The 21,439-nt window shown below is 61.4% G+C and carries 20 protein-coding genes and 2 pseudogenes; 11 read left to right on the top strand and 11 right to left on the bottom strand.

The genetic code is table 11. The features are described from left to right. Positions 1-524: 524 nt before the first annotated feature. The 4 genes and pseudogenes from NLY36_RS22200 to NLY36_RS31825 form a co-directional block, all read right to left on the bottom strand. Positions 525-779 (bottom strand): helix-turn-helix domain-containing protein, encoded by a 255-nt coding sequence (locus tag NLY36_RS22200; RefSeq protein WP_023735822.1) that lies wholly within the window; start codon positions 777-779, stop codon positions 525-527. Between the two features lie 519 nt (positions 780-1,298). Next, positions 1,299-3,119 (bottom strand): glutamine--fructose-6-phosphate transaminase (isomerizing), encoded by a 1,821-nt coding sequence (glmS, locus tag NLY36_RS22195; RefSeq protein ID WP_023735824.1) that lies wholly within the window; start codon positions 3,117-3,119, stop codon positions 1,299-1,301. Positions 3,120-3,541: 422 nt separating this feature from the next. Continuing rightward, positions 3,542-3,718 (bottom strand): methyltransferase domain-containing protein, encoded by a 177-nt coding sequence (locus NLY36_RS22190; protein ID WP_023735825.1) that lies wholly within the window; start codon positions 3,716-3,718, stop codon positions 3,542-3,544. 315 nt (positions 3,719-4,033) lie between these two features. Next, positions 4,034-4,442, bottom strand: a pseudogene (locus NLY36_RS31825) (nitroreductase family protein). Positions 4,443-5,053: 611 nt separating this feature from the next. Here NLY36_RS31825 and NLY36_RS22180 point away from each other — a divergent pair. Together NLY36_RS22180 and NLY36_RS22175 are read left to right on the top strand one after the other, a co-directional pair. Then, the gene (locus NLY36_RS22180; protein WP_156933200.1) at positions 5,054-5,575 is read left to right on the top strand and encodes a hypothetical protein; all 522 of its coding nucleotides are present in this window, start codon (positions 5,054-5,056) and stop codon (positions 5,573-5,575) included. After that, positions 5,514-5,945 carry a hypothetical protein gene (locus tag NLY36_RS22175; protein ID WP_286461397.1) on the top strand — a complete coding sequence of 144 codons (432 nt, stop codon included), beginning with the start codon at positions 5,514-5,516 and terminating at the stop codon, positions 5,943-5,945. The genes NLY36_RS22180 and NLY36_RS22175 overlap by 62 nt, the downstream gene beginning before the upstream one ends. A 487-nt stretch (positions 5,946-6,432) precedes the next feature. Here the strand turns inward: NLY36_RS22175 and NLY36_RS22170 are convergent. From NLY36_RS22170 to panB, 7 genes and pseudogenes are all read right to left on the bottom strand, one after another. Next, positions 6,433-7,230, bottom strand: a pseudogene (locus NLY36_RS22170) (hypothetical protein); the annotation flags it as partial. A 158-nt stretch (positions 7,231-7,388) separates the two neighbouring features. After that, positions 7,389-7,799, bottom strand: coding sequence for a DUF2285 domain-containing protein (locus NLY36_RS22165; protein WP_023735833.1), 411 nt, complete (start codon positions 7,797-7,799; stop codon positions 7,389-7,391). 58 nt (positions 7,800-7,857) lie between these two features. Continuing rightward, positions 7,858-8,232 carry a transcriptional regulator domain-containing protein gene (locus NLY36_RS31665; RefSeq protein WP_352487474.1) on the bottom strand — a complete coding sequence of 125 codons (375 nt, stop codon included), beginning with the start codon at positions 8,230-8,232 and terminating at the stop codon, positions 7,858-7,860. Positions 8,233-8,254: 22 nt separating this feature from the next. Next, entirely contained in the window at positions 8,255-8,887 is a 633-nt protein-coding gene (locus NLY36_RS22160; protein ID WP_023735834.1) for an acyl-homoserine-lactone synthase, read from the bottom strand. A gap of 93 nt (positions 8,888-8,980) precedes the next feature. Beyond that, on the bottom strand, positions 8,981-9,706 hold the full coding sequence (locus tag NLY36_RS22155; RefSeq protein ID WP_023735835.1) for a LuxR family transcriptional regulator: 726 nt from the start codon (positions 9,704-9,706) through the stop codon (positions 8,981-8,983). Positions 9,707-9,798: 92 nt separating this feature from the next. Next, the gene (gene panC, locus NLY36_RS22150) at positions 9,799-10,662 is read right to left on the bottom strand and encodes a pantoate--beta-alanine ligase (protein ID WP_023735836.1); all 864 of its coding nucleotides are present in this window, start codon (positions 10,660-10,662) and stop codon (positions 9,799-9,801) included. Then, complete coding sequence (gene panB, locus NLY36_RS22145) at positions 10,659-11,519, bottom strand: 3-methyl-2-oxobutanoate hydroxymethyltransferase (protein WP_023735837.1); 861 nt, start codon at positions 11,517-11,519, stop codon at positions 10,659-10,661. Before panB ends, panC begins: the two co-directional genes overlap by 4 nt. A gap of 169 nt (positions 11,520-11,688) precedes the next feature. Here panB and NLY36_RS22140 point away from each other — a divergent pair, with 169 nt between their 5' ends. The 9 genes from NLY36_RS22140 to bioZ all read left to right on the top strand — a co-directional run bounded on the left by NLY36_RS22140 (position 11,689) and on the right by bioZ (position 21,206). Beyond that, positions 11,689-12,657 carry an NUDIX hydrolase gene (locus NLY36_RS22140; RefSeq protein ID WP_023735838.1) on the top strand — a complete coding sequence of 323 codons (969 nt, stop codon included), beginning with the start codon at positions 11,689-11,691 and terminating at the stop codon, positions 12,655-12,657. Between the two features lie 67 nt (positions 12,658-12,724). Beyond that, on the top strand, positions 12,725-13,699 hold the full coding sequence (gene nadA / locus NLY36_RS22135) for a quinolinate synthase NadA (RefSeq protein ID WP_023735839.1): 975 nt from the start codon (positions 12,725-12,727) through the stop codon (positions 13,697-13,699). Further along, positions 13,696-15,237: an L-aspartate oxidase gene (locus NLY36_RS22130; RefSeq protein WP_023735840.1), complete on the top strand. Its 1,542-nt coding sequence runs from the start codon at positions 13,696-13,698 to the stop codon at positions 15,235-15,237. Before nadA ends, NLY36_RS22130 begins: the two co-directional genes overlap by 4 nt. Further along, a complete protein-coding gene (gene nadC, locus NLY36_RS22125) occupies positions 15,237-16,091 on the top strand; it encodes a carboxylating nicotinate-nucleotide diphosphorylase (RefSeq protein WP_023735841.1) in 855 nt (284 codons plus the stop codon). The genes NLY36_RS22130 and nadC overlap by 1 nt, the downstream gene beginning before the upstream one ends. 94 nt (positions 16,092-16,185) lie before the next feature. Further along, positions 16,186-17,184, top strand: a complete 999-nt coding sequence (gene bioB, locus NLY36_RS22120; RefSeq protein ID WP_050591511.1) for a biotin synthase BioB — start codon at positions 16,186-16,188, stop codon at positions 17,182-17,184. Next, positions 17,181-18,329, top strand: coding sequence for an 8-amino-7-oxononanoate synthase (locus NLY36_RS22115; protein ID WP_023735843.1), 1,149 nt, complete (start codon positions 17,181-17,183; stop codon positions 18,327-18,329). The genes bioB and NLY36_RS22115 overlap by 4 nt, the downstream gene beginning before the upstream one ends. Beyond that, a complete protein-coding gene (bioD, locus tag NLY36_RS22110; protein WP_023735844.1) occupies positions 18,326-18,961 on the top strand; it encodes a dethiobiotin synthase in 636 nt (211 codons plus the stop codon). Before NLY36_RS22115 ends, bioD begins: the two co-directional genes overlap by 4 nt. Further along, positions 18,961-20,226 (top strand): adenosylmethionine--8-amino-7-oxononanoate transaminase, encoded by a 1,266-nt coding sequence (locus NLY36_RS22105; protein ID WP_023735845.1) that lies wholly within the window; start codon positions 18,961-18,963, stop codon positions 20,224-20,226. The genes bioD and NLY36_RS22105 overlap by 1 nt, the downstream gene beginning before the upstream one ends. Then, positions 20,223-21,206 (top strand): 3-oxopimeloyl-[acyl-carrier-protein] synthase BioZ, encoded by a 984-nt coding sequence (gene bioZ / locus NLY36_RS22100; protein ID WP_023735846.1) that lies wholly within the window; start codon positions 20,223-20,225, stop codon positions 21,204-21,206. Before NLY36_RS22105 ends, bioZ begins: the two co-directional genes overlap by 4 nt. The last annotated feature ends 233 nt before the right edge of the window (positions 21,207-21,439 follow it).

Below are 21,439 nucleotides of genomic sequence, written 5' to 3'. Positions count from 1 at the left end.
GCGGGCAGAGCGCAGCGAGTGCCTACCTCGATCTTTCTAGAAGCGCGCCGGCAGCCTGGGCGGGGGGGCTTGGGGTTAGACTGCCGGCGCACGCCACTCACGAAGAGCGGCCCCTTTTCGTGGTTCGAACACCCATAGTCAACCCGGAAACGTCAGGATGCCCGCCATGTTATTTTCAGAGCGGCGCGATGCCGGCCATGTTGGCCGATTCAGCCTAGGAGTAGCCACTCTCGTAGGCCGAGTTGATGCTCAAGCGCCAGCATCGCCTCGCCGAACTACCAAGAGTTCGCCGTTACAATCCTTCGTCGCGAGCCGATGCCCTCGTGCACGTTTCGTAGCACTCCGGGCGGCTATATCGCGTTGTTGTTCGCGAGCCCATGTGAAGGGTTCCTGCATCGGAAAGTTGACGAGATTCTCTTGGCGGTACTGCGCCAGAGGCATCCCAACGGAATCAGCGTCTACAATCAGCCGCAAGCTTCACATCACAAGAGCGGTAGTCCACCCATTGCGGATCATCCGACTGATCAGGCGGCGTCCGAAATGTGCGACTCTGCCTCAAGGATTCCCACAGGTATGGAAAGCGATCTCGCTATCCGATCCCGATATCCCTTGTTGTACCTCAGACCTCGCTCGATGTTTTGAATTTCCTCAGCGGCAAGCCCGCTCGCGACCGTCAGGTCCTCGATCGAATACCCAAGGTGCTCACGATAAGCGCGGACGATGTGGGTCCCCTGCGACATAGCCGTCAAGACTGGTTCGGGAATGCGCGAATCGTTCATAAACATCTCCAAGAACATGGGAGCTCCCTCGGGAGATACCCCCCGGCGGCGCAGACCAAGCAAATCAAAAAATGGACGTCCATTCAGCCGGACCGGCCTCATCCATGGAATGGGCCGCCTGAATTAGGAGCTGGGTCGGAATATGGCGGCTCACCTCCTTCTAATCAAGAAAGCCAACGGCGAGAATTATTCGCGAAGGATCGCAGGTCGGATGCGCTACAGCCGATCAGGCCATCTCAGGAGGGGGCCCTGGAACTCTGAACACCAACTCGAACTCCCGGTACGGACACTGCTTCCTTCGGCCAATCTCCACCGGCGGGGGAGCGAAAGACCCACTCTTGAAAGCCCCCGGCTGCGTGCTGACGTCGGCTCTAGGAAGCTCGATCGCCCTGTGCCCCGATCGACCGGCCGAAAAAAGGGATTCCAAATTCCAGCAAACACTGGTCATCTGGTTTTCATCCGGATCCAGACAAAGGGTAGCTTTCCATCGAGAGCTTCGCCATCTGTACAGGTTCACAATCATTCGACCGTGACCGATTTTGCGAGATTGCGCGGCTGGTCTACATCTGTCCCCATGAAGAGCGCCGTGTGGTAGGCAAGAAGCTGTATCGGCAGCGAGAAGATCATTGGCGCGATAATCTCGTCGACTACCGGCAGCACGAGCGTGTGCATGGTGTTGAGTTTCGATGCGGCTGCCCCATTTTTATCGGTGATGAGGATAATCCGCCCTCCACGGGCAGCCACTTCCTGCATGTTGGAGACGGTCTTGTCGAAAAAGCGGTCATGGGGCGCGATGACGATCACCGGCATGTTCTCATCTATCAATGCAATTGGCCCGTGCTTCAATTCACCCGCTGCATAGCCTTCGGCATGGATGTAGGAAATCTCCTTGAGCTTCAGCGCTCCTTCCATCGCTAGCGGGAAACTGGTGCCACGGCCGAGATACAGGACGTCACGACACTTTGACAGTTCGCGCGACAAGAACTCGATCTCCGGCTGGATGCTGTTGAGTACCTGGCCCATGACGCGCGGCAATTCGGCGAGGCTCCTGACGAGTGCCTGCAGCTCGCCTTCGGGGACGGTCCCGCGGGCTCTGGCGGCGCTGATGGCGAGTGCGGCTAGAACGGCAAGCTGGCAGGTAAAAGCCTTGGTAGAGGCGACGCCGATCTCCGGTCCGGCAAGGATCGGGAAGACCGTATCGGCCTCCCGAGCGATGGTCGATTCGCAGGCATTGACGATAGCGCCAATTTTCAGCCCACGCTCCTTGCAGTACCTCAACGATGCAAGCGTATCGGCGGTTTCGCCGGACTGCGAAATGAAAAGAGCCGCGGACTGCGGCGGCAAAGGGATCTCGCGGTAACGGAATTCAGACGCAACGTCGATTTCAACCGTCAGGCGCGCATAGCGCTCGAACCAGTATTTTCCGATCAGTCCGGCCAGATAGGCGGTCCCGCAGGCAGAGATCGCCAAGCTCGGAACCTTGGCGAAATCGATGCCAGGAACCATGTCGCGACCCTCTATGATGTTGATGTAACGACGAAGAGCATGGGCGACGACCTCGGGCTGCTCGTATATTTCCTTCTCCATGAAATGGCGATGGCTGCCCTTGTTGGCCAGATCGGCCGCGGCCGTGGAGATATGGCGCGGACGCTCGACGGGATGGCCGTCGATATCGAAGATATGGGCGCCCGAATTGCCGACAATGGCCCAGTCGCCGTCCATGAGATAGGTAATTTCATTGGTGAAGGGCGCAAGAGCGATCGCGTCGGAGCCCAGGAACATCTCGCCGTCGCCGTGACCGATCGCCAGCGGTGGTCCGTTGCGAGCCGCCGTGATGGTCGACGGTTCATCTTCGAAGAGGATGGCAAGCGCATAGGCGCCCCTGACGCGTTTCAGCATGGCACGCGTGGCCTCTTGCGGCCTCATGCCCTCGCGGCGGTATCTTGCCAAGAGATGCCCAACGACCTCGGTGTCGGTGTCGGTCTGGAACTCGGCGCCATCCGCCGCCAATTCGTCCTTCAGCTCGGTGAAATTCTCGATGATGCCGTTATGGACGACGGCGACACCGTCGGTAAAGTGCGGGTGCGCATTGCGTTCCGTCGAGGCCCCGTGGGTTGCCCAACGCGTGTGGCCGATGCCGACTTTGCCGCTCAGCGGCTCTTCCTTCAGTCGCCTCTCGAGATTGACGAGCTTGCCCTCGGCGCGCCGGCGGTGCAAGGCACCGTCGATGATCGTCGCAACGCCGGCGGAATCATAGCCGCGATATTCCAAACCCTTCAACGCGCCGATCAACCGATCCGACACCGCCTGTTGCCCAACGATGCCAACAATCCCGCACATGTTCGTCTCCGCATTTTTGCAGGCAGCATCAGCCCACGCGAGACGGATACCCATCCGGCCGCTTTAAGTGGCGGCCTTGTAGTAGTATTCCATGATATTGGTACAATTGATTGTAGTGATCACTACCATCCACCCCATGGATAGGTCGGCTGCTGTGGGGACCTAAAGTTCTATTCGCGCCTGACGCTCTTATGAGAATCCCAGACTCACCCGCGGCAAGATCACGGCCTCAGAAACGGCCAGCAGGCCTTGGACAGTGGACGGACGACCGGCCTGCGAGCCCTAGTCAGGCAGTCCGGCATGTAGAAGCATTGTGCCGCCGACTTCGGCATCGGCGATGGTCTGTCTCGGCGACAGCCTGAGTTCGCTTCGCGGGCCGCGCGGCTCGCCCAGGACCGTCGTCGTCTCGCGCGGCGCCGGTGTCAGTTGACGATGGCATAATGCCCGCCGGGGGCGAGCGCCTCGCGCACGGCACGTGCCAGCCGCGGTCGGTCCGGGGCGCCATGGAAAGCGTTGGCCATGAAGACGAGGTCGACGGGGCGTGACACCAGAGTAGCGAGTTCATAGGCGTCGCCGGCGACGAATTCGCAATTGGTCACGCCGGCGCCGGTAGCGGCGCTGCGTGGCCTCCAGCTGGTCGGCGTCGATGTCTATGGCGACGACATGGCGGGCGACCGTGGCGATCGGCACAGCCGTCGCCGCAGCAGAGGTCGACCACCTCCATGCCCGGCTTCAGCCCGGTTGCCGCCAGCGCCATCTTCGCTGCGGTCCGGTTTGTCAGTGCTCTTTCCTGGCCTTGGCAAGAACACGAACTTCGGCTTCGGTCCGGAATGGCAATGTACCCCGATGGCGAAGGGCGACCCGATCTGCGTCAAGCTCATCGCCAGGGAAGAGACGAAGTGATGGGCACCCCCCTACCGCTGATTACCACCGGCGGCCGCCTCGCGTTCCAAGGTGGGCATGTCGTGCTCCTCGCAGGCTAGCCGAGGCAGAAATAACCGATCAGCGTCCACTCGGGCGGCGTGTCGAGAATCTCGGCCATCTCGGTCGCATCGAGGATCGACACCCAGCCCATGCCGATGCCTTCCCGCCGGCATGGTTATGCGACCGAGCCCAAGGAAGCGCCAGGGCTGGCTGAGGCCAATGGAGGGCGCAATGCTGGCGAGCTCGAGCAGCCGTTCCAGCTTGCCCTCCGGCAGAGCCGTCGGCTCGAAGCGCCGCACATCCCTGCCAGCGCAGCAGCGTGATCAGCCCGGCGCGAAAATCGTCGGCGAAATCGGGAGGTGACGGTCCGACAAGCGCGCCATGCGGCCCTAACCGCAAACGATAGAAAAATGTTTCCTGGTGGGCGGCGCTATTACGATGCAATCCAGCAAACCAGTTTCGATCAGCTCGCACGGCGGTGAATCATGTGCCAGGCCTTTGCTAATGCGCCATTGACACTCAGGCGCACCCGTATCGCTCACCAGGCCTCGGAATGCGGAGAACGTCGGCCTAGAACGCGGCGACGGCGACAGGCGTCTCAGCTTGCATATACTCGTTCCTGCCGCACCGCCTGTAACTCATTTTGCTTCCGACCACGTCGGCCTCGACGTCCCCGAAGGTTCCCCAGGTCATTCGGCAGATACCATCGTCTGACGTCATAGCGCCGGACCAGCACCAGCTGCCCAATTTCATGGGCATTGCTGAGCTTCCAGTCGCCCTCAGTTTCGCCTTCCACCAGTGTCAGGCATCACCCAATTGGGACTCATCCCTCTCACAGTCAATTCGCGGTTGACTTATTTGTCTCGGGCGAAGTGCGACAGCTGCTCGTATCCAGCAGCGTGAGCGATAGTTGATCAAATGCTGCCAATGAGTTTTGATACTGCAATCTTTAGACAGCCGCCTACCATGAATGTGCCATCGCGTTTCGGCGATCGAAGGAGCGAAGCCGGGTGTCCAGTCGTCATTACATATTCCCGGAGAACAGCGAACCTCTGCGGCTATCGCGGCGGCTTGTAGAGGGAATGATCTTCGGAAAGGACGCTCTCCCGCAATACGCCGGCACACGCCAGCGGGTCGTCTCGGTGATAGTTGAGAACGAAGGCACCGCGCCGAATCGGATTCTAGATGCCCGAGGAGCCTATTGGGTTTTCGATGCTGCGGGCGATATCCGAAAAGGCCTCACACGGTCGACTAGCGACATTATGAGCGCCACCTTCAATGATTCCGACAACAAGGGAACGGTGGTGGCACTTCAGCCAAAGCTCTCCAAGAAGAGGGCTGAGGAGGAGCACCGCTGGGTAGTGGGCAAGGCCGAACTCGACAGGATTGCCGCAGACATCTGGCCGAAGGTGAAGTCGGACAAGATTAGATCCGCGCAGGGGGTTTCGGTGAAGCGACCGCCGCTTACCTATGATGCTCGGCACGCACTCGGCTACCGCAAATCTGTGGAAGATTTCACACGCAGTAGCTGAACTTAAGGAGCCTAGCCTGAAGGGCTTTGCCCATGAGGCTCGTTCGAGAGGTGCCGACCGCCCGGAGCACGAACTTCTCTACCAAGCCATCGCCCAGTTGGCAGATCAGCGACTCGAAATTCTGCGACGTCGCAGGACCGGGAAAGGCGTCTGGTATGCCATAGTGGGCGTAATAAAATGGAACGGCGACCACGTAGGCCAGAGCGTAGCCAGGTTCCACGAGAAGTGCGAAGGAAAGCGTTCAGCGGTCGTCGCGGCGAGAAAGCTTCTCGCCGAACATGCCGGTGAATTCGCGGAAAATATGACTGTGGAGGCCGAAGTGCTGACTGACCTTGAATGGCAGGGCAGGCTCCCTGAAGTGGAAGATTGAGGGTCGCGCCATGGCGGGCTACTTGATTTCGGTGTCGCAGATGCGTGGCCAAAGACCGACACATACTGCCAGGCATATGCATCTGCGGACGGGTTTGACTTTTGATATTGGGATAGGCAGGAAGGAAGGTCGCTTGCTGTACAGACGAGCTTATCGGCGAGGTCGGGAATCCTAGTACCGGTCAATGGTAGTGCATCCACAGCAGTCTGATTTCGACAGCCGTCGTCGAGCCGGAGTGAGCACCGGGGCAAAATCAAATGCTTCGGGCAAAAGCAGATGGACATCATTGGAGTGCAACACGAACGCGGCAAAGCTGCGCAGGTGATCATGGGCGGGCGATGGTAGCCTTCAAGGCCGACAAGCGGCAAACGCTCTGGGATCGTGTGCAGGGCAAGGTCGGCGGCCCGGTTCCGAAGTGACGTAAGGAAGACAAGGCCGAGGGGCTGAAGCTCGACTGGTCGGCCGGGTCAAGACCCTTGGGCTAAGCGAAGCTGCGACACGTCTCTTGCGCGGGATGGCCGACGACAAGCGTAAGTTGGTGCTTGAGGGCGCGGCGATTATGGCTGCCGCGGACATAGACATGCGGACCGGTCCCCTCGTCGACAGGCACCAGATAGAAAAAGAACTTCGGCATCCGCCAATCATCCAGGTCGAAGTGGTATTTGCCGAGCGAAGCCAGGTTCTTGTCGGCGTCCGACGCCTGGCCGGTCGGGAAGCTCCACCAGACGCGCGTTGTGATCAGCGTCGCCTGGCCGCCGAGATAGTGCGCCGCGATATCCACGAGCAGCGGATCATTTTGGATGGCAACGGCCGAGTTACAGCCCAGAATGCGCTCGAAATAATGACCGCTGAGCAACGGACGGCCAAACCGCGCCTCAGCCTCCGCATGCTCCGCCGGCATGAATTCGAGTCGGCGATCGAAATTGCCGAAACAAGGTGTGCACCTGGCGAATGCGGCTACATCTTCAGCCACCAGTGTTGGCAGGACGAGGCCGGGAAAAAGCCCATCCATCCGCAGCGCGTCGACAACGTCCTGGCAATTGATACCGGCAAACATCGTGTCCTGGGCTCTTTGCGACCTTCGGACCGGCTTTGCACCACGCCAGTGCATTCTCCGTGCCGGCATGGTGCGCGCCAACATGAACATTGGCAGCCACGCCGGGTTCTCGCGAATATCCGACAGGTAGGTCGGAATGCGTACGGCTATGCGACGCAGCATGCTGCCGTTTCGCGCGATCGTCTCAAGGCTTGCCGCGCCGGCTTTGTCGGGGTTCATAACGGTCATCGGGATCCTCAAGGCATGAATGCACTCATCGACGAAGGTTGGGTCCCAGTGCTTCGCCGCGCCGGAAGAACTAGGCGCTTGCCACGTTTTGTACAACGCACAATTGCACTCAGAAATGGAGGTTGCGCGTTCGAATAAGACAATCGCAACCACCCCAATTACCTCAGGAACTGTCTGTAGCCGCCGCCCATCAGGTAGCGGCCACGTTGGATGGCGCGACGTACCTGATCGCGAAGATGGCCACCTGGATGACGCCAATCTTCTTCGACGCGGCGTGTCCCGAACAAGGCAATGGCGACCTCCTGATGAGATGCTCCGGCAAGCGAGCCGTCCAAAGCCTGGAGTACGATACGCAGACGCGCTCCGCGGTGTTCCGGCGGAAAGCAAGCAGTTGACAGGCGGGCGCAACCATTGACGTGGTTCAAGAACTGAAGGGCAGCGACATGGAACTTGAGGTGCTGCGGCTGAACGATCGCGTCGACATATAGCCGCAACGGGCGGAGGACGGACGCACCGGAAACGGCGATCTGCAGACTCCGGCAGTTCTCCCTCAGCAGCACGTGCTGCACGCCCGCAGCTGTCAGCAGGATGTCCTTGCAGCATGAGAGCGAAGAAAGGTGAAGCGGTTCAAAATCGTGGTCGAGCCCAAGCGGCTCCGCGGCCGCTCGTAGAATACAGGCGCAATCGCGCGGATCCCAAAAGACCCTTGCCGATGTAGCGTCCGAAAGTGGCGCGTCGGCGAAAAAGAAGGCTCCATTGTCTTAGGAGAGCTGATCCTGTCGTCAACTCGATTATCTGCATGTCGCCTTGGGGTCCGACAATGCAGGCGGACGGTGCCATTTTGGCGTGGTCGCGCTGGAATTGTGGATTGCGCCGAAGAAACTCCCAGGCCCAGCCAGTGCGTGGCAATCGTCTGGCATAGTGGTAAGCGTCGTGGCGACGCCAGTCCGGCCAGCATACAAGGCCGACCGTCGCTTCCTTGGACAGACCAGCATCCTTCATGGCTCAGGTGTCCACTATGGCGCTATGCCGACGGGCCTACAACCGGTTGCCACAGTACCGGTCCAATCAGACGTCCCCTGCTGCGGATGCGCAAAAGGCTCGCGTGGGAAATCTCGAGAAACCCAGCCACCGCCTGCGTTTTGCCGACGCACTTGGGTTCTCCGATGCGCGACAATGGCCACGTAGCCAGGCGGAGGATCCGCTCCATGCGCGTATCCGTCACCGTTACTATCCGGGTCAGATCCTTGGCCAAGCCGAACTCGATCATGCCCGCGAAGAGCTCGTAGGTCGCCTGGGCCAGCCCGCCCGCAGCCTTGGGCGCCGACGGAGGAAGATCGAGCGCGAAACGACTGCTCTCCCATATGTCGGTGGTCGAGGGCACGACGTCAGCACCCAGCAGCACCGGGAAGGTGTCGCGCAACATTGTGGGTCCGGTGCTGGGCAGAAGACGCACGCAACCGCGAATTCGCCAGTCGGATCCTTTGAGGAGCAGATAGACGGGCTTCAGAGCATCAAACGAATCGGATTCCATCTGGTCTTCGGTATCAACTTCCCAATCGAGCCTTTCCTTGAACACCCGAAACCTGAGCCCGTGCATCTCTTTGAGTTCGCCTGCAAACTCGTTGTAAAAGTCTGGTGTTATCAGTTGCATCATGGTCGCCTCCATGTGGGATGTGTTCCCGCCATCGAAGGGCAAAGCTGACAGCGATGCAGCCTGTAGAGGTTTACAGGTATCGTGGCTGAAGAATCAGGATCTCGTCTGGCCGGAGGCAGCCATGCGTGCAACGGCCTGGTTGATCGTTCGAACGCCAAACTTTGCCTTGGCGTTTTCCAAGTGAAAAGTCACGGTGCGCTTTGAGACGCCGAGAAGCTGGCTGATATCCCAAGCCGACTTGCCGCGCGCTGCCCATTTCAGGCACTCGAACTCCCGCGGGGTGAGCGTTACACCATCCACCACGCGATCATCGGCGAGCCTGCGCCGGACATGGATATGAAAGTTGATGGCCACCAGCTGCAATGCTTTTTCGTAACGTGCCAGTGACCGCAACAGAAGCGGACGGGACTCGTCGGAAGCAAAGGTCAGGGCAGCAAACCGGCCGAGATGATCATGCATGGACATCGTCAGGCCGCCGCAGATGCCAAACTCAGCCGCACTCTCCAGAATTTGTTGCTGCGAATTCGGCAGACAGTGTCGAGCGCGGTCCACACCCCAATCGAATGTATCCCAGCCTTGCAGCCCGCGCAGGATGACCGGATCAAGACTGTGGTACCGCTGTTGCAGATAACGTGATGTCCAGGATGAAGGATAGTTTGAAATCAATTGGGGGGCGTCGCCGGAGGCCGACGGGTAAGTGAAATAGGCGAATAGCGGGAAGTCGAAGCCGGCTGCAGCGGAGGCCATTGCCTCACAGAGATCGGCAGCATCAACACTTGCAGACAGTTGCTCGACGAAGTTCTCAAACACGCGATGCATTTGCCCTGTGCGTAACCTCCGTTCGCTCAATGCCAGGCAGAGACCTTGTTTTAAACGATCCCGGACGGATACAGCGCGTGCCGAGAACGTGGCTAATCTGTTGAACCAATCCGAAATAGTCTGACGTTGTCTATGAGACGTGTGCCGCCGAGCCAGGCCGCCGCAAGCAACCGTGCCGGTCGATCAAGGCTTGTCATCGGGTGCAGATCTGCCTCTTCGCGAAGTTCCAGGTATTCGACCTCGCTATAGCCTGCAGCCAGAATTGCTGCGCGAGATTCTGCAAGCGTTGGCAGGACGGGTGAGCCGCGCCCAAGCTGCTCAGCCGTCTTGAGCAGGACCGATGATAGCTTGGGAGCAACAGCGCGTTGCGCTGGCGAGAGCCGCACATTGCGCGATGATAGCGCAAGACCGTCGGCTTCACGGACTGTCGGACAGGCAACAATGGTGATTGGAATATCCAGATCCCGGGCCATGCGCCTGACCAGGTGAATTTGCTGAAAGTCCTTTTCGCCAAAGAAGCCGAAGTCAGCGCTGGTCTGCAGGAAGAGCTTGGCGACGACGGTCGCCACGCCATCGAAATGTCCCGGCCGGAAGGCACCGCACAGGCCCTCGCTGACACCGGACACCGAAACGGTGGTGGCGAAGCCCGCCGGATACATCTCCTCTGCATCTGGCGCATAAAGCAGGTGCGCGCCAACCGGTGCCAGCTTGGCGGCATCCTCGTCCTCGGTGCGCGGATACGCGGCAAGATCGGCCTGGCTATTGAATTGCTTCGGGTTGACGAAGAGCGTCACGATCACACGGTCTGCTTTCTTGAGTGCAGCGCGCACCAGGCTGAGATGGCCCTCATGCAGGACGCCCATCGTTGGCACCACGGCAATCCTCACGCCCTCGCGGCGCCATGCGGCGACGATTTCGCGAAGCTGGTCAACGCTCCTGACGATCGGCACGCTCACGCTGCTTCTCCGCTCTTGGTGGCGTCCGTGTCGGCGGGCTTGGGCGCATCGGCAAACACGTGCTTGGCGGCCGGAAACTGGCGCTCCTTCACCTCGTGCGCATAGGAAGCGATTGCAGCCGCAGCCGCCTCCCCCAGTTCAGCATAGCGCTTGACGAACTTGGGTCGGAAGTCGCCGAAGAGGCCCAGCATGTCGTTGACGACGAGAAGCTGGCCGTCACAGGCTGCCGAGGCACCGATGCCAATGGTCGGGGCCGCCACCTCCCCGGTGATCCGGCGGGCGAGCGCTTCAGGAACCTTTTCCAGGACGACCGCAAAGGCGCCCGCTTCGCTCACCGCAATTGCGTCGCGCCTGATGCGCTCGGCATCCCCGCCCCTGCCCTGCACGCGGTAGCCACCGATGGCGTTGATGGCCTGCGGCGTCAAGCCGACATGAGCCTTGACGGGCACGCCGCGTGCGGCGAGGAAGCCGATCGTCTCTGCCATCGTTTCGCCGCCTTCGAGCTTGACGGCAGTGCAGCCGGTCTCCGACATGACGCGCGCAGCATTTCGGAAAGCCTGCTCTGGGCTTTCCTCGTAGGAACCGAACGGCAGGTCGACCACCATCAGCGCCTGCTTGATGCCACGGCGCACCGCCTGGCCGTGCGTGATCATCATCTCCAGCGTGACACCGAGCGTCGAGGGCAGGCCGTGGAGAACCATGCCGACGCTGTCGCCGACGAGCACCACATCACAATGGGGATCGACAAGCCGGGCGACTGGGGTGGTGTAGGCGGTAAGGCAGACGAGCGGCGTCCCACCTTTGCGCGAACGAATATCCGGCGGTGTGATCGCCTTGGTATCACCAAACGCGCTCAATGGATCCTCCTTCCCCTACGTTACCGCGGGTGTCGCCTTTCGCACATTTTTGTGCAGGTGCGAAGAGCTAAAAAATGGCCGTGCAGCTGTGGGGTGTTGACGTGCCGACAGGCGCGCTTACACTAAATCGATTAAGGTGCCCCCCGAGCTGGCAGACCAATTCGCGAACATGGACGATCAGGCAATACGACTCAGGAAAGACAGAGCCGCCGTGAATGCCGACGACGTCAAAGTGGACCTGATCGCCTTTGTGGTCGCCGTAAACGACAGTGAACCCTGTGTGCTCACCATCGGCCAGGCGGACACCTTGCCCTCCGGTCCCTTTGCGCTTGAGCACCGATCGCTGCAATCCGGCTTGAGGGGGTGGGTCGAGCAGCAGACCGGCCATCGGCTGGGGTACATTGAGCAACTCTACACGTTCGCTGATCGGGATCGCATCGGCGCCGAGCGCCAGCAGCGCGTCATCTCCATCAGCTATCTTGCATTGACCCGCAAGGAACAGGCAGCGGGCCCGCCCAAGTGCGGATGGCAGAGTTGGTATGAATATTTTCCATGGGAGGACCATCGCTCCGGCACGCCTCCGGTCGTGCTGGATGTTCTACGACCACGCCTGATTGAATGGGCAAACGGCGTCCGCGATGCGGCCACGCGACGTGAACGCTGGCAGCGGGCGACGATAGCCTTTGGCTTCGACGACCGCCTTTGGAACGAGGAACTCACGCTGCAACGCTATGAGTTAGTTTACGAAGCAGGCTTGGTCCAAGAGGCCGTAAGAGGGCGGGACGGGGCGCCCCCTCCGCTGGTGCCCAGCAAGTCCATGGTCGCCGATCATCGCCGCATCGTGGCGACCGGCATTGCGCGGCTGCGCTCCAAGATCAAATACCGGCCGGTCGTCTTTGAGCTGATGCCGACGGTCTTCACGCTTTTGCAGCTGCAGCGAACCGTGGAGGCGCTCGCCGGCAGGCTCATCCACAAGCCGAACTTTCGCCGACTGATCGAACAGCAGGAACTGGTCGAGGAGACCGGAGAGGCCACCACTGAGACCGGCGGCCGGCCAGCGAAGCTTTTCCGTTTCCGCCACGCCGTTCTCGACGATAGGCTCATCGCCGGGACAAAATTGCCGCTGGCGCGGGGTTGACATCCCTTATACTCACAGCAAGTATATGCTGGTTATTTTCAATTAGAGTATAAGCGGGAGGGGGTTGATGAGCGCCATGCTGCCTGCGGCCGCGTTGCTCTACGAGCGCGTCCGGCGAGTGATCCCGCCGATCGAATGGCCGGCTTTCGTCGACGATATCGAGGCGATCCTTGCACTGAAGCGCGAGCGCAACGCCATCATCCTGGCGCACAACTATCAGACGCCCGAGATTTCCCATTGCGTGGCCGACATCGTCGGCGACAGCTTGGCATTAGCCCGCACGGCTGCGACGATCGAGGCGCAAGTCATCGTGCTGGCCGGCGTCCATTTCATGGCCGAAACGGCCAAGCTCCTTAATCCGGACAAGACCGTGCTCATTCCGGATCTCAGCGCCGGTTGCTCGTTGGCGGAATCAATCACGGCAGAAGACGTGCGCTTGATGCGCCAGCGTTATCCCGGCGTTCCGATCATTACTTATGTAAACACGTCGGCCGAAGTGAAAGCCGAGTCGGATATCTGCTGTACATCCGGCAACGCCAAGGCGGTCGTCGAATCCCTGGGGGTTCTCCGGGTGATCATGTTGCCGGACGAATATCTGGCCCAGAATATCGCCGCCCAGACCGATGTGCAGATCATCGCCTGGAAAGGGCATTGCGAGGTGCATGAGCGCTTTACACCGGCCGACATCCGCGAGTTGCGCGAAAGCCATCCCGGCGTGGTCGTGCTCGCCCATCCCGAATGCCCGCCCGGCGTCGTGGCTGAAGCAGATTTTTCTGGCTCGACGGCTGCCATGTCCGACTATGTCGACAGGCAAAGGCCGCCACGTGTCGTGCTAATGACGGAATGCTCGATGAGCGACAACGTCGCGTTAGCGCACCCAGAGGTCGAGTTCATCCGGCCCTGCAATTTGTGCCCGCACATGAAGCGGATCACGCTTGCCAACATCCGCACGGCGCTCGAGCAGAACCACCATGTCGTAACCATCGAACCCGGGATCGCCGGGCGCGCGCGGCTTGCGGTCGAACGGATGCTGGCAGTTTGAGCGCCGACCTCCGCAGCTTCTTCGGGCGTCCCATCATCATCGGCGGCGGCATCGCCGGACTGATGACCGCGCTTCAACTGTCGCCGGAGCCGGTGCTTCTTCTGTCAAGGTCGCTGCTGGGAGCTGACAATTCGAGCACCTGGGCACAGGGGGGTCTGGCTGCAAGTTTCGGCGAAGACGACGATCCGGCAATGCACCTGGCCGATACGCTTGCTGCCGGGGATGGTCTCTGCGACAGAGACGTGGCGAGCCGCATCCTCCAAGCCGCGCCCAAGGCGATAGAGGGGCTTGCGGCCTTTGGGGTTCCCTTTGACCGCACGCCGAAAGGATCACTGTGCCTCGGATTGGAGGCCGCACACAGCCGACGTCGCATCGTTCATGCGCATGGGGACGGCACCGGGCGTGAGATCATGCGTGCCCTGATCGCGGCTGTGCGTTCCACTCCGTCGATAGTTGTCGTGGAGGGCGTGGAAGCGCGCCGGCTGGCCGTGCGAGAGAATGCGATCCGGGGCGTCTGGGCGAGCTGTTCGATCGGACCTTTCTTCTTCGGCTCACGGCGGGTCGTCCTCGCCACCGGTGGCATCGGGGGACTGTTTCTCGACACCACGAACCCTTGGGGAAGTTGCGGACAAGGCCTTGCACTTGCGGCCCGCGCTGGAGCTGTCCTAGCCGACCTCGAATTCATCCAGTTCCACCCGACCGCGCTTGACGGCCCGGAACGCCCTATGGCGCTGGTCAGCGAGGCTGTCCGAGGCGAAGGTGCTGCCCTGATCGATGAAACCGGCCAGGCTTTTCTCCAGAGCGTGCCAGGGGCGGAACTTGCGCCTCGCGATGTCTTGGCCCGGGCCGTGTGGAACCATCTTGCGGACGGCCACCGTGTTTTTCTCGACGCCCGACAACGGCCTGGCCCGGCATTCGCTCGACATTTCCCGACAATCGCATCAGCCTGTCGTGGAGCGGGCATCAATCCCGCCCGCGATCTCATCCCCATTCGGCCGGCCCAACACTACCACATGGGTGGCGTTGCCGTGGACAGCTCCGGCAGAACCTCCGTCAAGGGGCTGTGGGCCTGCGGTGAAGTCGCTTCGACAGGACTGCATGGCGCCAACAGGCTCGCCAGCAATTCCTTGACAGAAGCCATCGTGTGCGCCCGCTGGGTCGCTGAAAGTGTCGCCGGGGCGCCTGCGCGCAGAACAAGGCCTGCGTTTGCCAACGTTTACCCACCGCCCGCTCCCATACCCGTGCGTGTTTTCCTGTCGCGCGCACTCGGCATCGTCCGGGATGGTGAAGGTTTGAAAGCAGCCACACGTGCCTTATTGCCGCTCGCGGAAAGCAAGGACGCGGCCTCGGATCCGGCGGCTGTCGGGCTAATGATCGCGGTTGCCGCCTTGTTGCGCGAAGAAAGCCGCGGCGCTCATTACCGGACAGATTTTCCTCATCATGCGACTGCCGCCCGACGGTCCGAAATCACCCTCGAAGCCGCCTTGGCTACAGCGCGGGGACTCGGACACTCGCCAAGTCTCGAAGGGCCGAAGTGATGACACTTTCACCGCTACCCACGGTCGTGCTTGAGCCGCTTGTACGGGCAGCTCTTCTTGAAGATCTTGGCAGAGCCGGCGACTTGACCACGCAGGCCATCGTCCCGAAGGAATACCAAGCGGGAACCGTGTTGGTGGCGCGACAGTCCGGAGTTGTCGCCGGCCTCGATCTGGCGATGCTCGCTTTCGGCTTGATTGATCCTGCTGTCGAAATCTCGGTGGAGCGCGCAGACGGCTGCAATGTCGTGGATGGAGAGATCATTGCATCAGTGGTTGGCCCGGCCCGGGCCATTCTCACAGCCGAAAGGACGGCACTCAATTTTTTGTGCCATCTGAGCGGCATCGCCACGGCAACGGCATCGATCGTCGCTGCGGTTCGTGGGTATGGCGCGAAGATCGTCTGCACCCGCAAGACGACGCCCGGATTGCGGGCAGTCGAAAAGTATGCCGTGCGCGCAGGTGGCGGGTCCAATCACCGCTTCGGTCTGGACGATGCAATTTTGATCAAGGACAACCACATCGCCATCGCAGGCGGCGTCCGCCCAGTGCTCGAGCGAGCACGAAGAGCGGCCGGTCATCTCGTCAAGATCGAAGTCGAGGTCGATACTCTGGCCCAGTTGGAGGAGGTACTTGGCTTCGCTCCCGATGCGGTTCTGCTCGACAACATGTCCCTCCCCGATCTTCGCCGCGCCGTCGCAATGGTCGGTGGCCGCGCTATCACCGAGGCTTCTGGCGGGATCACGTCCCATACAGCGCGGGCGGTTGCCGCGACCGGCGTTGATCTGATTTCGGTCGGCCGACTCATCCACAGCGCGCCGATCCTGGATATCGGCCTCGACCATCGGGGCTCATGATTGTCTGAGTCAGGATTGGGTCAACTGTCCTCTCCGATCGTCAACAGTCAGATAGCAAAGACCCCGCAAGACAGACCGGAGGAACAGCATGGACATGCAAACGGCAAGTTCAACGCAGACATCGCCACAGGCTCAATCCCCTGACCCCGGAGCGTGGACCCTGGAGAAGGCTCAGGCACTTTACCATGCCCCCTTCAACAATCTCCTCTTCCTGGCGCAAACGGTGCACCGCCAGAATTTCGATCCAAACAAGGTCCAGCTCAGCCGGCTGCTCAGCATCAAGACGGGAGGATGCCCGGAGGATTGTGGCTATTGCAGCCAGTCGGCGCGTCACGAAACCGGCCTGAAGGCGTCGAAGCTGATGGAGGTCCGGCGCGTCATCGCCGAGGCGACCAAGGCGCGTGATGCCGGCGCCACGCGTTATTGCATGGGCGCGGCCTGGCGAAACCCCAAGGCGCGCGACATGGATGCGGTGGTGGCGATGGTCGAAGGCGTCAAGGCGCTGGGCATGGAGACCTGCATGACGCTCGGCATGCTCGATCTTGAGCAAGCCGCTCGACTGAAGCAAGCGGGCCTCGACTACTACAACCACAACATCGATACGTCGGAACGCTACTACAGCGAGATCATCAGCACGCGCGGCTATGCCGAGCGGCTCGACACGCTTGAGCAGGTTCGTCGATCCGGCATCAAGGTCTGCTGCGGCGGCATTATCGGCATGGGCGAGGAGCCGGTGGACCGGATCGACATGTTGGTGACGCTGGCCAATCTGCCGGAACATCCGCAAAGCGTTCCGATCAACATGCTGATTCCGATCGCCGGCACGCCGCTTGCCGATGCCAAGCCCATTGAGCCGATCGAATTCGTGCGCGTGATCGCGCTGGCGCGCATCATGATGCCGAAATCGCATATCCGTCTCTCCGCCGGCCGTATGGCCATGACCGACGAGATGCAGGCGCTGTGCTTTTTTGCCGGCGCCAACTCGATTTTCGTCGGCGACACGCTGCTGACGGCGGACAATCCCGGTGAGGACAAGGATACCCTGCTGTTCCGGCGCCTTGGCATCGAGCCGATGGAACTCGAAGCGCAATGAACGGGGCGCCGCTTGCCAGTTATGATGCGACCTTGAAGAGGCTGGCGCGCAAGGACCGGCTGCGGACGCTTTCGCCCCGCGCCGGGCTGGACTTCTCGTCGAACGACTATCTCGGGCTGGCCTCGTCCAGGAGACTTGGCGATGCTGTTGTGGCGGCGATTGCGCGGGGCACGCCGGTTGGCGCCACCGGGTCGCGGCTGTTGCGCGGCAATGCACCGGAACACGAGCAGCTCGAGGCAGACGCGGCGGCATTCTTTGGAGCCGACCGCGCGCTGTTCTTCGGCAGCGGCTACATCGCCAACTTCGCTCTGCTGAGTGCCCTGCCGCAGAAAGGCGATCTTTTGGTTCTCGATGAGCTCGCCCATGCCAGCATGCATGAGGGTGCGCAGGCCGGGCGCGCACAGTTCGTGCTGGCTGCGCACAACGATGCCACCGCTGTTGAGGATGCGATCACACGTTGGCGCGCCGCAGGCGGCATGGGATGCGTCTGGATCGCGGTGGAAAGCCTTTACAGCATGGATGGCGACTGCGCGCCTTTGGAGAGCCTGGTCGCGCTTGCCGATCGGCACGGCGCATTCATCGTCATTGACGAGGCGCATTCGACCGGCGTCTGGGGACCGGACGGCCGGGGGCTTGCCGCCGCTTTCGAGGGCCGCGACAACATCGTCGCGCTCCACACCTGCGGCAAGGCGCTCGGCGCATCTGGTGGGCTCGTGACCGGGCCGAGGACACTGTGCGAGTATCTGATCAACCGTTGCCGGCCATTCATCTACGCCACCGCGCCATCGCCGCTGATGGCAGTGGCAGTGCGCGAAGCACTCGCAATGCTCGCCGACGAGCCTATGCGGCGTGTTCAGCTGCATGAACGCGTTGCCCTCGCCGGCCGCCAGCTGGCCGAGCGCTGCGGCGTGATACCCAGCGGCTCGCAGATCCAGCCCCTCGTAATCGGCCATGTCAGGCGCACCATGGCAGTGGCGGCGCGCCTGCAGGCCCGCGGCTTCGACATACGCGGTATTCGTCCTCCGACCGTGCGCACGTCGCGGCTGCGCATCTCACTGACGCTCAATATCGGCGAAGCCGACATTTCCGCCATGGTCGAGGCGCTGGTCGAGGTGTTGGCCCAAAGATTGCCGGAGGCGATATGACCCAACGCATCGTCATCACCGGAACCGACACGGGAGTTGGCAAGACCGTGTTTGCGGCTGGGCTCGCCGGTTTGCTCGACGGCTTTTACTGGAAACCGGTGCAATCGGGCCTCGACGGCGAGACCGACAGCGAGGTGGTCGCGCGGCTTGCCGGCTTGCCCTCAGAGCGCGTGCTGCCGGAAGCCTACCGCTTGCGGAGCCCGCTGTCGCCGCATCGTTCGGCCGAGATCGACGGCGTGGCGATCAAGGCTGCCGATCTTGCTTTTCCCGTGCTACCGACGCCGCTCGTCATCGAAGGCTCCGGCGGCCTGATGGTGCCGCTTAACCGGCGCACAAGGCTCATCGACATCTTCGCTGAATGGCGGCTGCCCGTCATTCTGTGCGCCCGCACCACGCTCGGCACCATCAACCACACCTTGCTCTCGATCGAGGCGCTCCGCGCCCGATCCATCCCGTTGGCCGGCATCGCTTTCATCGGCGATGAGATGGCCGATACGCAACGGACCATCGTGGAATTCAGCGGTGCGCCGCAGCTCGGCAGGCTGCCGCACCTCGATCTGCTGACGGGCAAGACACTGAGGGACGCAATGATTGCCGGCTTCGCCTTCGCCTCGATTACTGGAGGTGACTGATGTCGCAGTCTCATGTGTGGCATCCCTTCACCCAGCACGCGCTCGAGCCTGCGATCCCAGAAATCGTCCGGACTGAAGGCGCCTATCTCCGCAGGGCGGACGGCGCCCGCATCCTGGACGCCATCTCCTCCTGGTGGGTCGTCACACATGGCCACCGCCATCCCCGCATCATGAAGGCAATCGAGACAACCGCGTCGAGCCTCGACCAGATTATCTTTGCGGGCTTCACGCACGAGCCGGCAGAGCGCTTGGCCAAGGCGCTTGTCGGCCTCGCTCCCGCTGGACTCGACTGGGTGTTCTATTCCGACAGTGGCTCGACCTCGGTCGAAGTAGCGCTGAAGATGGCACTCAGTTATTTCCGCAACATCGGCGCCCCACGCTCGCGCATCGTCGTCATGGATCACAGCTATCATGGCGACACGATCGGCACGATGAGCGTCGGTGCGCGTGGCGTGTTCAACGCCGCCTACGAACCCTTGCTGTTCGAGGTCGACACCATCCCCTTTCCGGCAGCGGGGCGCGAGCAGGAGACGCTGGATCGTTTAGAGGCTGTGACCCGCGATCGACGAGCCGCAGCCTTAATCGTCGAGCCGCTGGTGCTGGGCGCCGGCGGCATGCTGATGTATCCGGCTTCAGTTCTGGCCGAATTGAAGAAGATCACTGAGGCCTCCGGCACGCTGCTGATCGCCGACGAAGTGATGACCGGCTGGGGGCGGACCGGAACCATGTTCGCCTGCGAGCAGGCATCGATCTCTCCAGATATCCTGTGCACCTCGAAAGGCCTGACCGGCGGCGCCATCCCGCTGGCCGTAACGCTTGCCACCGATGCCATCTTCCAGGCTCATTATTCCGAGGGCCGGAAGAAGACGTTTTTCCATTCGAGCTCGTACACTGCCAACCCGATTGCCTGCGCGGCAGCACTTGCCAATGTCGAGATCTGGCGGGACGAGCCGGTGGCCGAGCGCATTGCGGCCTTGAGCGCAATGCAGGCCACCGGGCTTCGACGCTTTCGCGACAACAGCTTCTTCACCGACTGCCGGGCGACCGGCACGATCGCGGCGCTCGACCTGCGAACCGGTTCCGCAGGTTATCTCGCCGAGATCGGACCGAAACTGCGCGCTTTCTTCCTCGAGCGAGGGCTACTTGTGCGCCCGCTCGGCAATGTCCTCTACCTTCTGCCACCCTATTGCATCACCGGCGACGAGCTCGAGCGCCTCTATGACGCCATTGAGGAGGCGGGCGAACGCTTCGGGTCCAGGCCGTGAGCAAGTCGTCGCGCATTCTCGGGTTTGGCCATCATGCGCCTGGGCGAAAGGTGGCGAATGACGAAATCGAGAGCAATCTCGGTCTTGATCCAGGCTGGATCGAAAGGCGTACCGGGATACGGTCGCGCTTCTGGGCAACCGACGAAGACACGCTGTCTGGTCTTGCTGCGCAGGCCGGCGACATGGCGCTGGCGAACGCCGGTATTGCGCGCCACGACATCGGTCTGCTGTTGCTTGCCACCTCGACGCCCGACCATCTTCTGCCGCCCAGCGCGCCGCTGGTCGCACACAAGCTTGGCCTTGGCCGCGCAGGCGCGGTGGATCTGACCGGCGCCTGCGCCGGCTTCATCTACGCGCTCATGTTCGCGGACGGATTTACCCGCCTGCACGGCAAAGCGAGCCTTGTTATCGCCGCCAACATCCTCAGCCGCCGCATCAATCCAGCCGAGCGCGCAAGCTCGGTCCTGTTTGCCGATGCCGCCGGCGCCCTGGTGATCGGTCAGTGCGATGATGCTGATCGGGGCATTCTCGGTGCCTCGGTGGATTCGGACGGCTCGCGATACGGGCTGATCCAGATTCCCGCAGGAGGAAGCAACAAGCCGTTCCACGGTGACCTCGATCTCGCGCAAACCCGAATGAGGATGACGGACGGCCGCGAAGTGTTCGCAATGGCCGTGGAGATGATGACCGATTGCTCGACAAGCGCTCTAGCCGCTGCCGGAGTGCGGCCACACGATCTCGGCCGGTTCGTGCCGCATCAGGCCAATACTCGGATTTTCGACGCGGTCGGGAGGAACCTCGGCATCGCGGACCAAGCAATTGTCAAGACGATTGCCGAATACGGCAACTCTTCGGCCGGGACGATCCCGCTGTCGCTCTCGCTCGCCAACCAGACGGAGCCATTCCAGCGTGGAGAGAAAATCCTTCTGTCGGCGGCGGGTGCGGGTCTCAGCGGCGGCGCTCTCGTGGTTGGAATCTAGCCGGCCGGCTCACGCGCGCAGGACTGGTCATGAATGGCAATAGGGCAACAGAACCAATGCCAAAATGGCCTTCTGAAGCTCGACATGACCGAGCTGACGCAGCACGACCCCGTGCGAGCCTCTGGATGAGATCAAATGCATCACCCGTTGCATCATTCGTGCCATCTGAATAAAGCTCAAATACAAAGGGTGAGCCGCCCCATATATGTCTGATACCCGACATTGTTCACACA

This window comes from Mesorhizobium sp. C399B (assembly GCF_030323185.1).
Taxonomy (GTDB): Bacteria; Pseudomonadota; Alphaproteobacteria; order Rhizobiales; family Rhizobiaceae; genus Mesorhizobium.
Note: the sequence above shows the minus strand (reverse complement) of the source record. Positions and strands in the feature narration are given on the sequence as shown.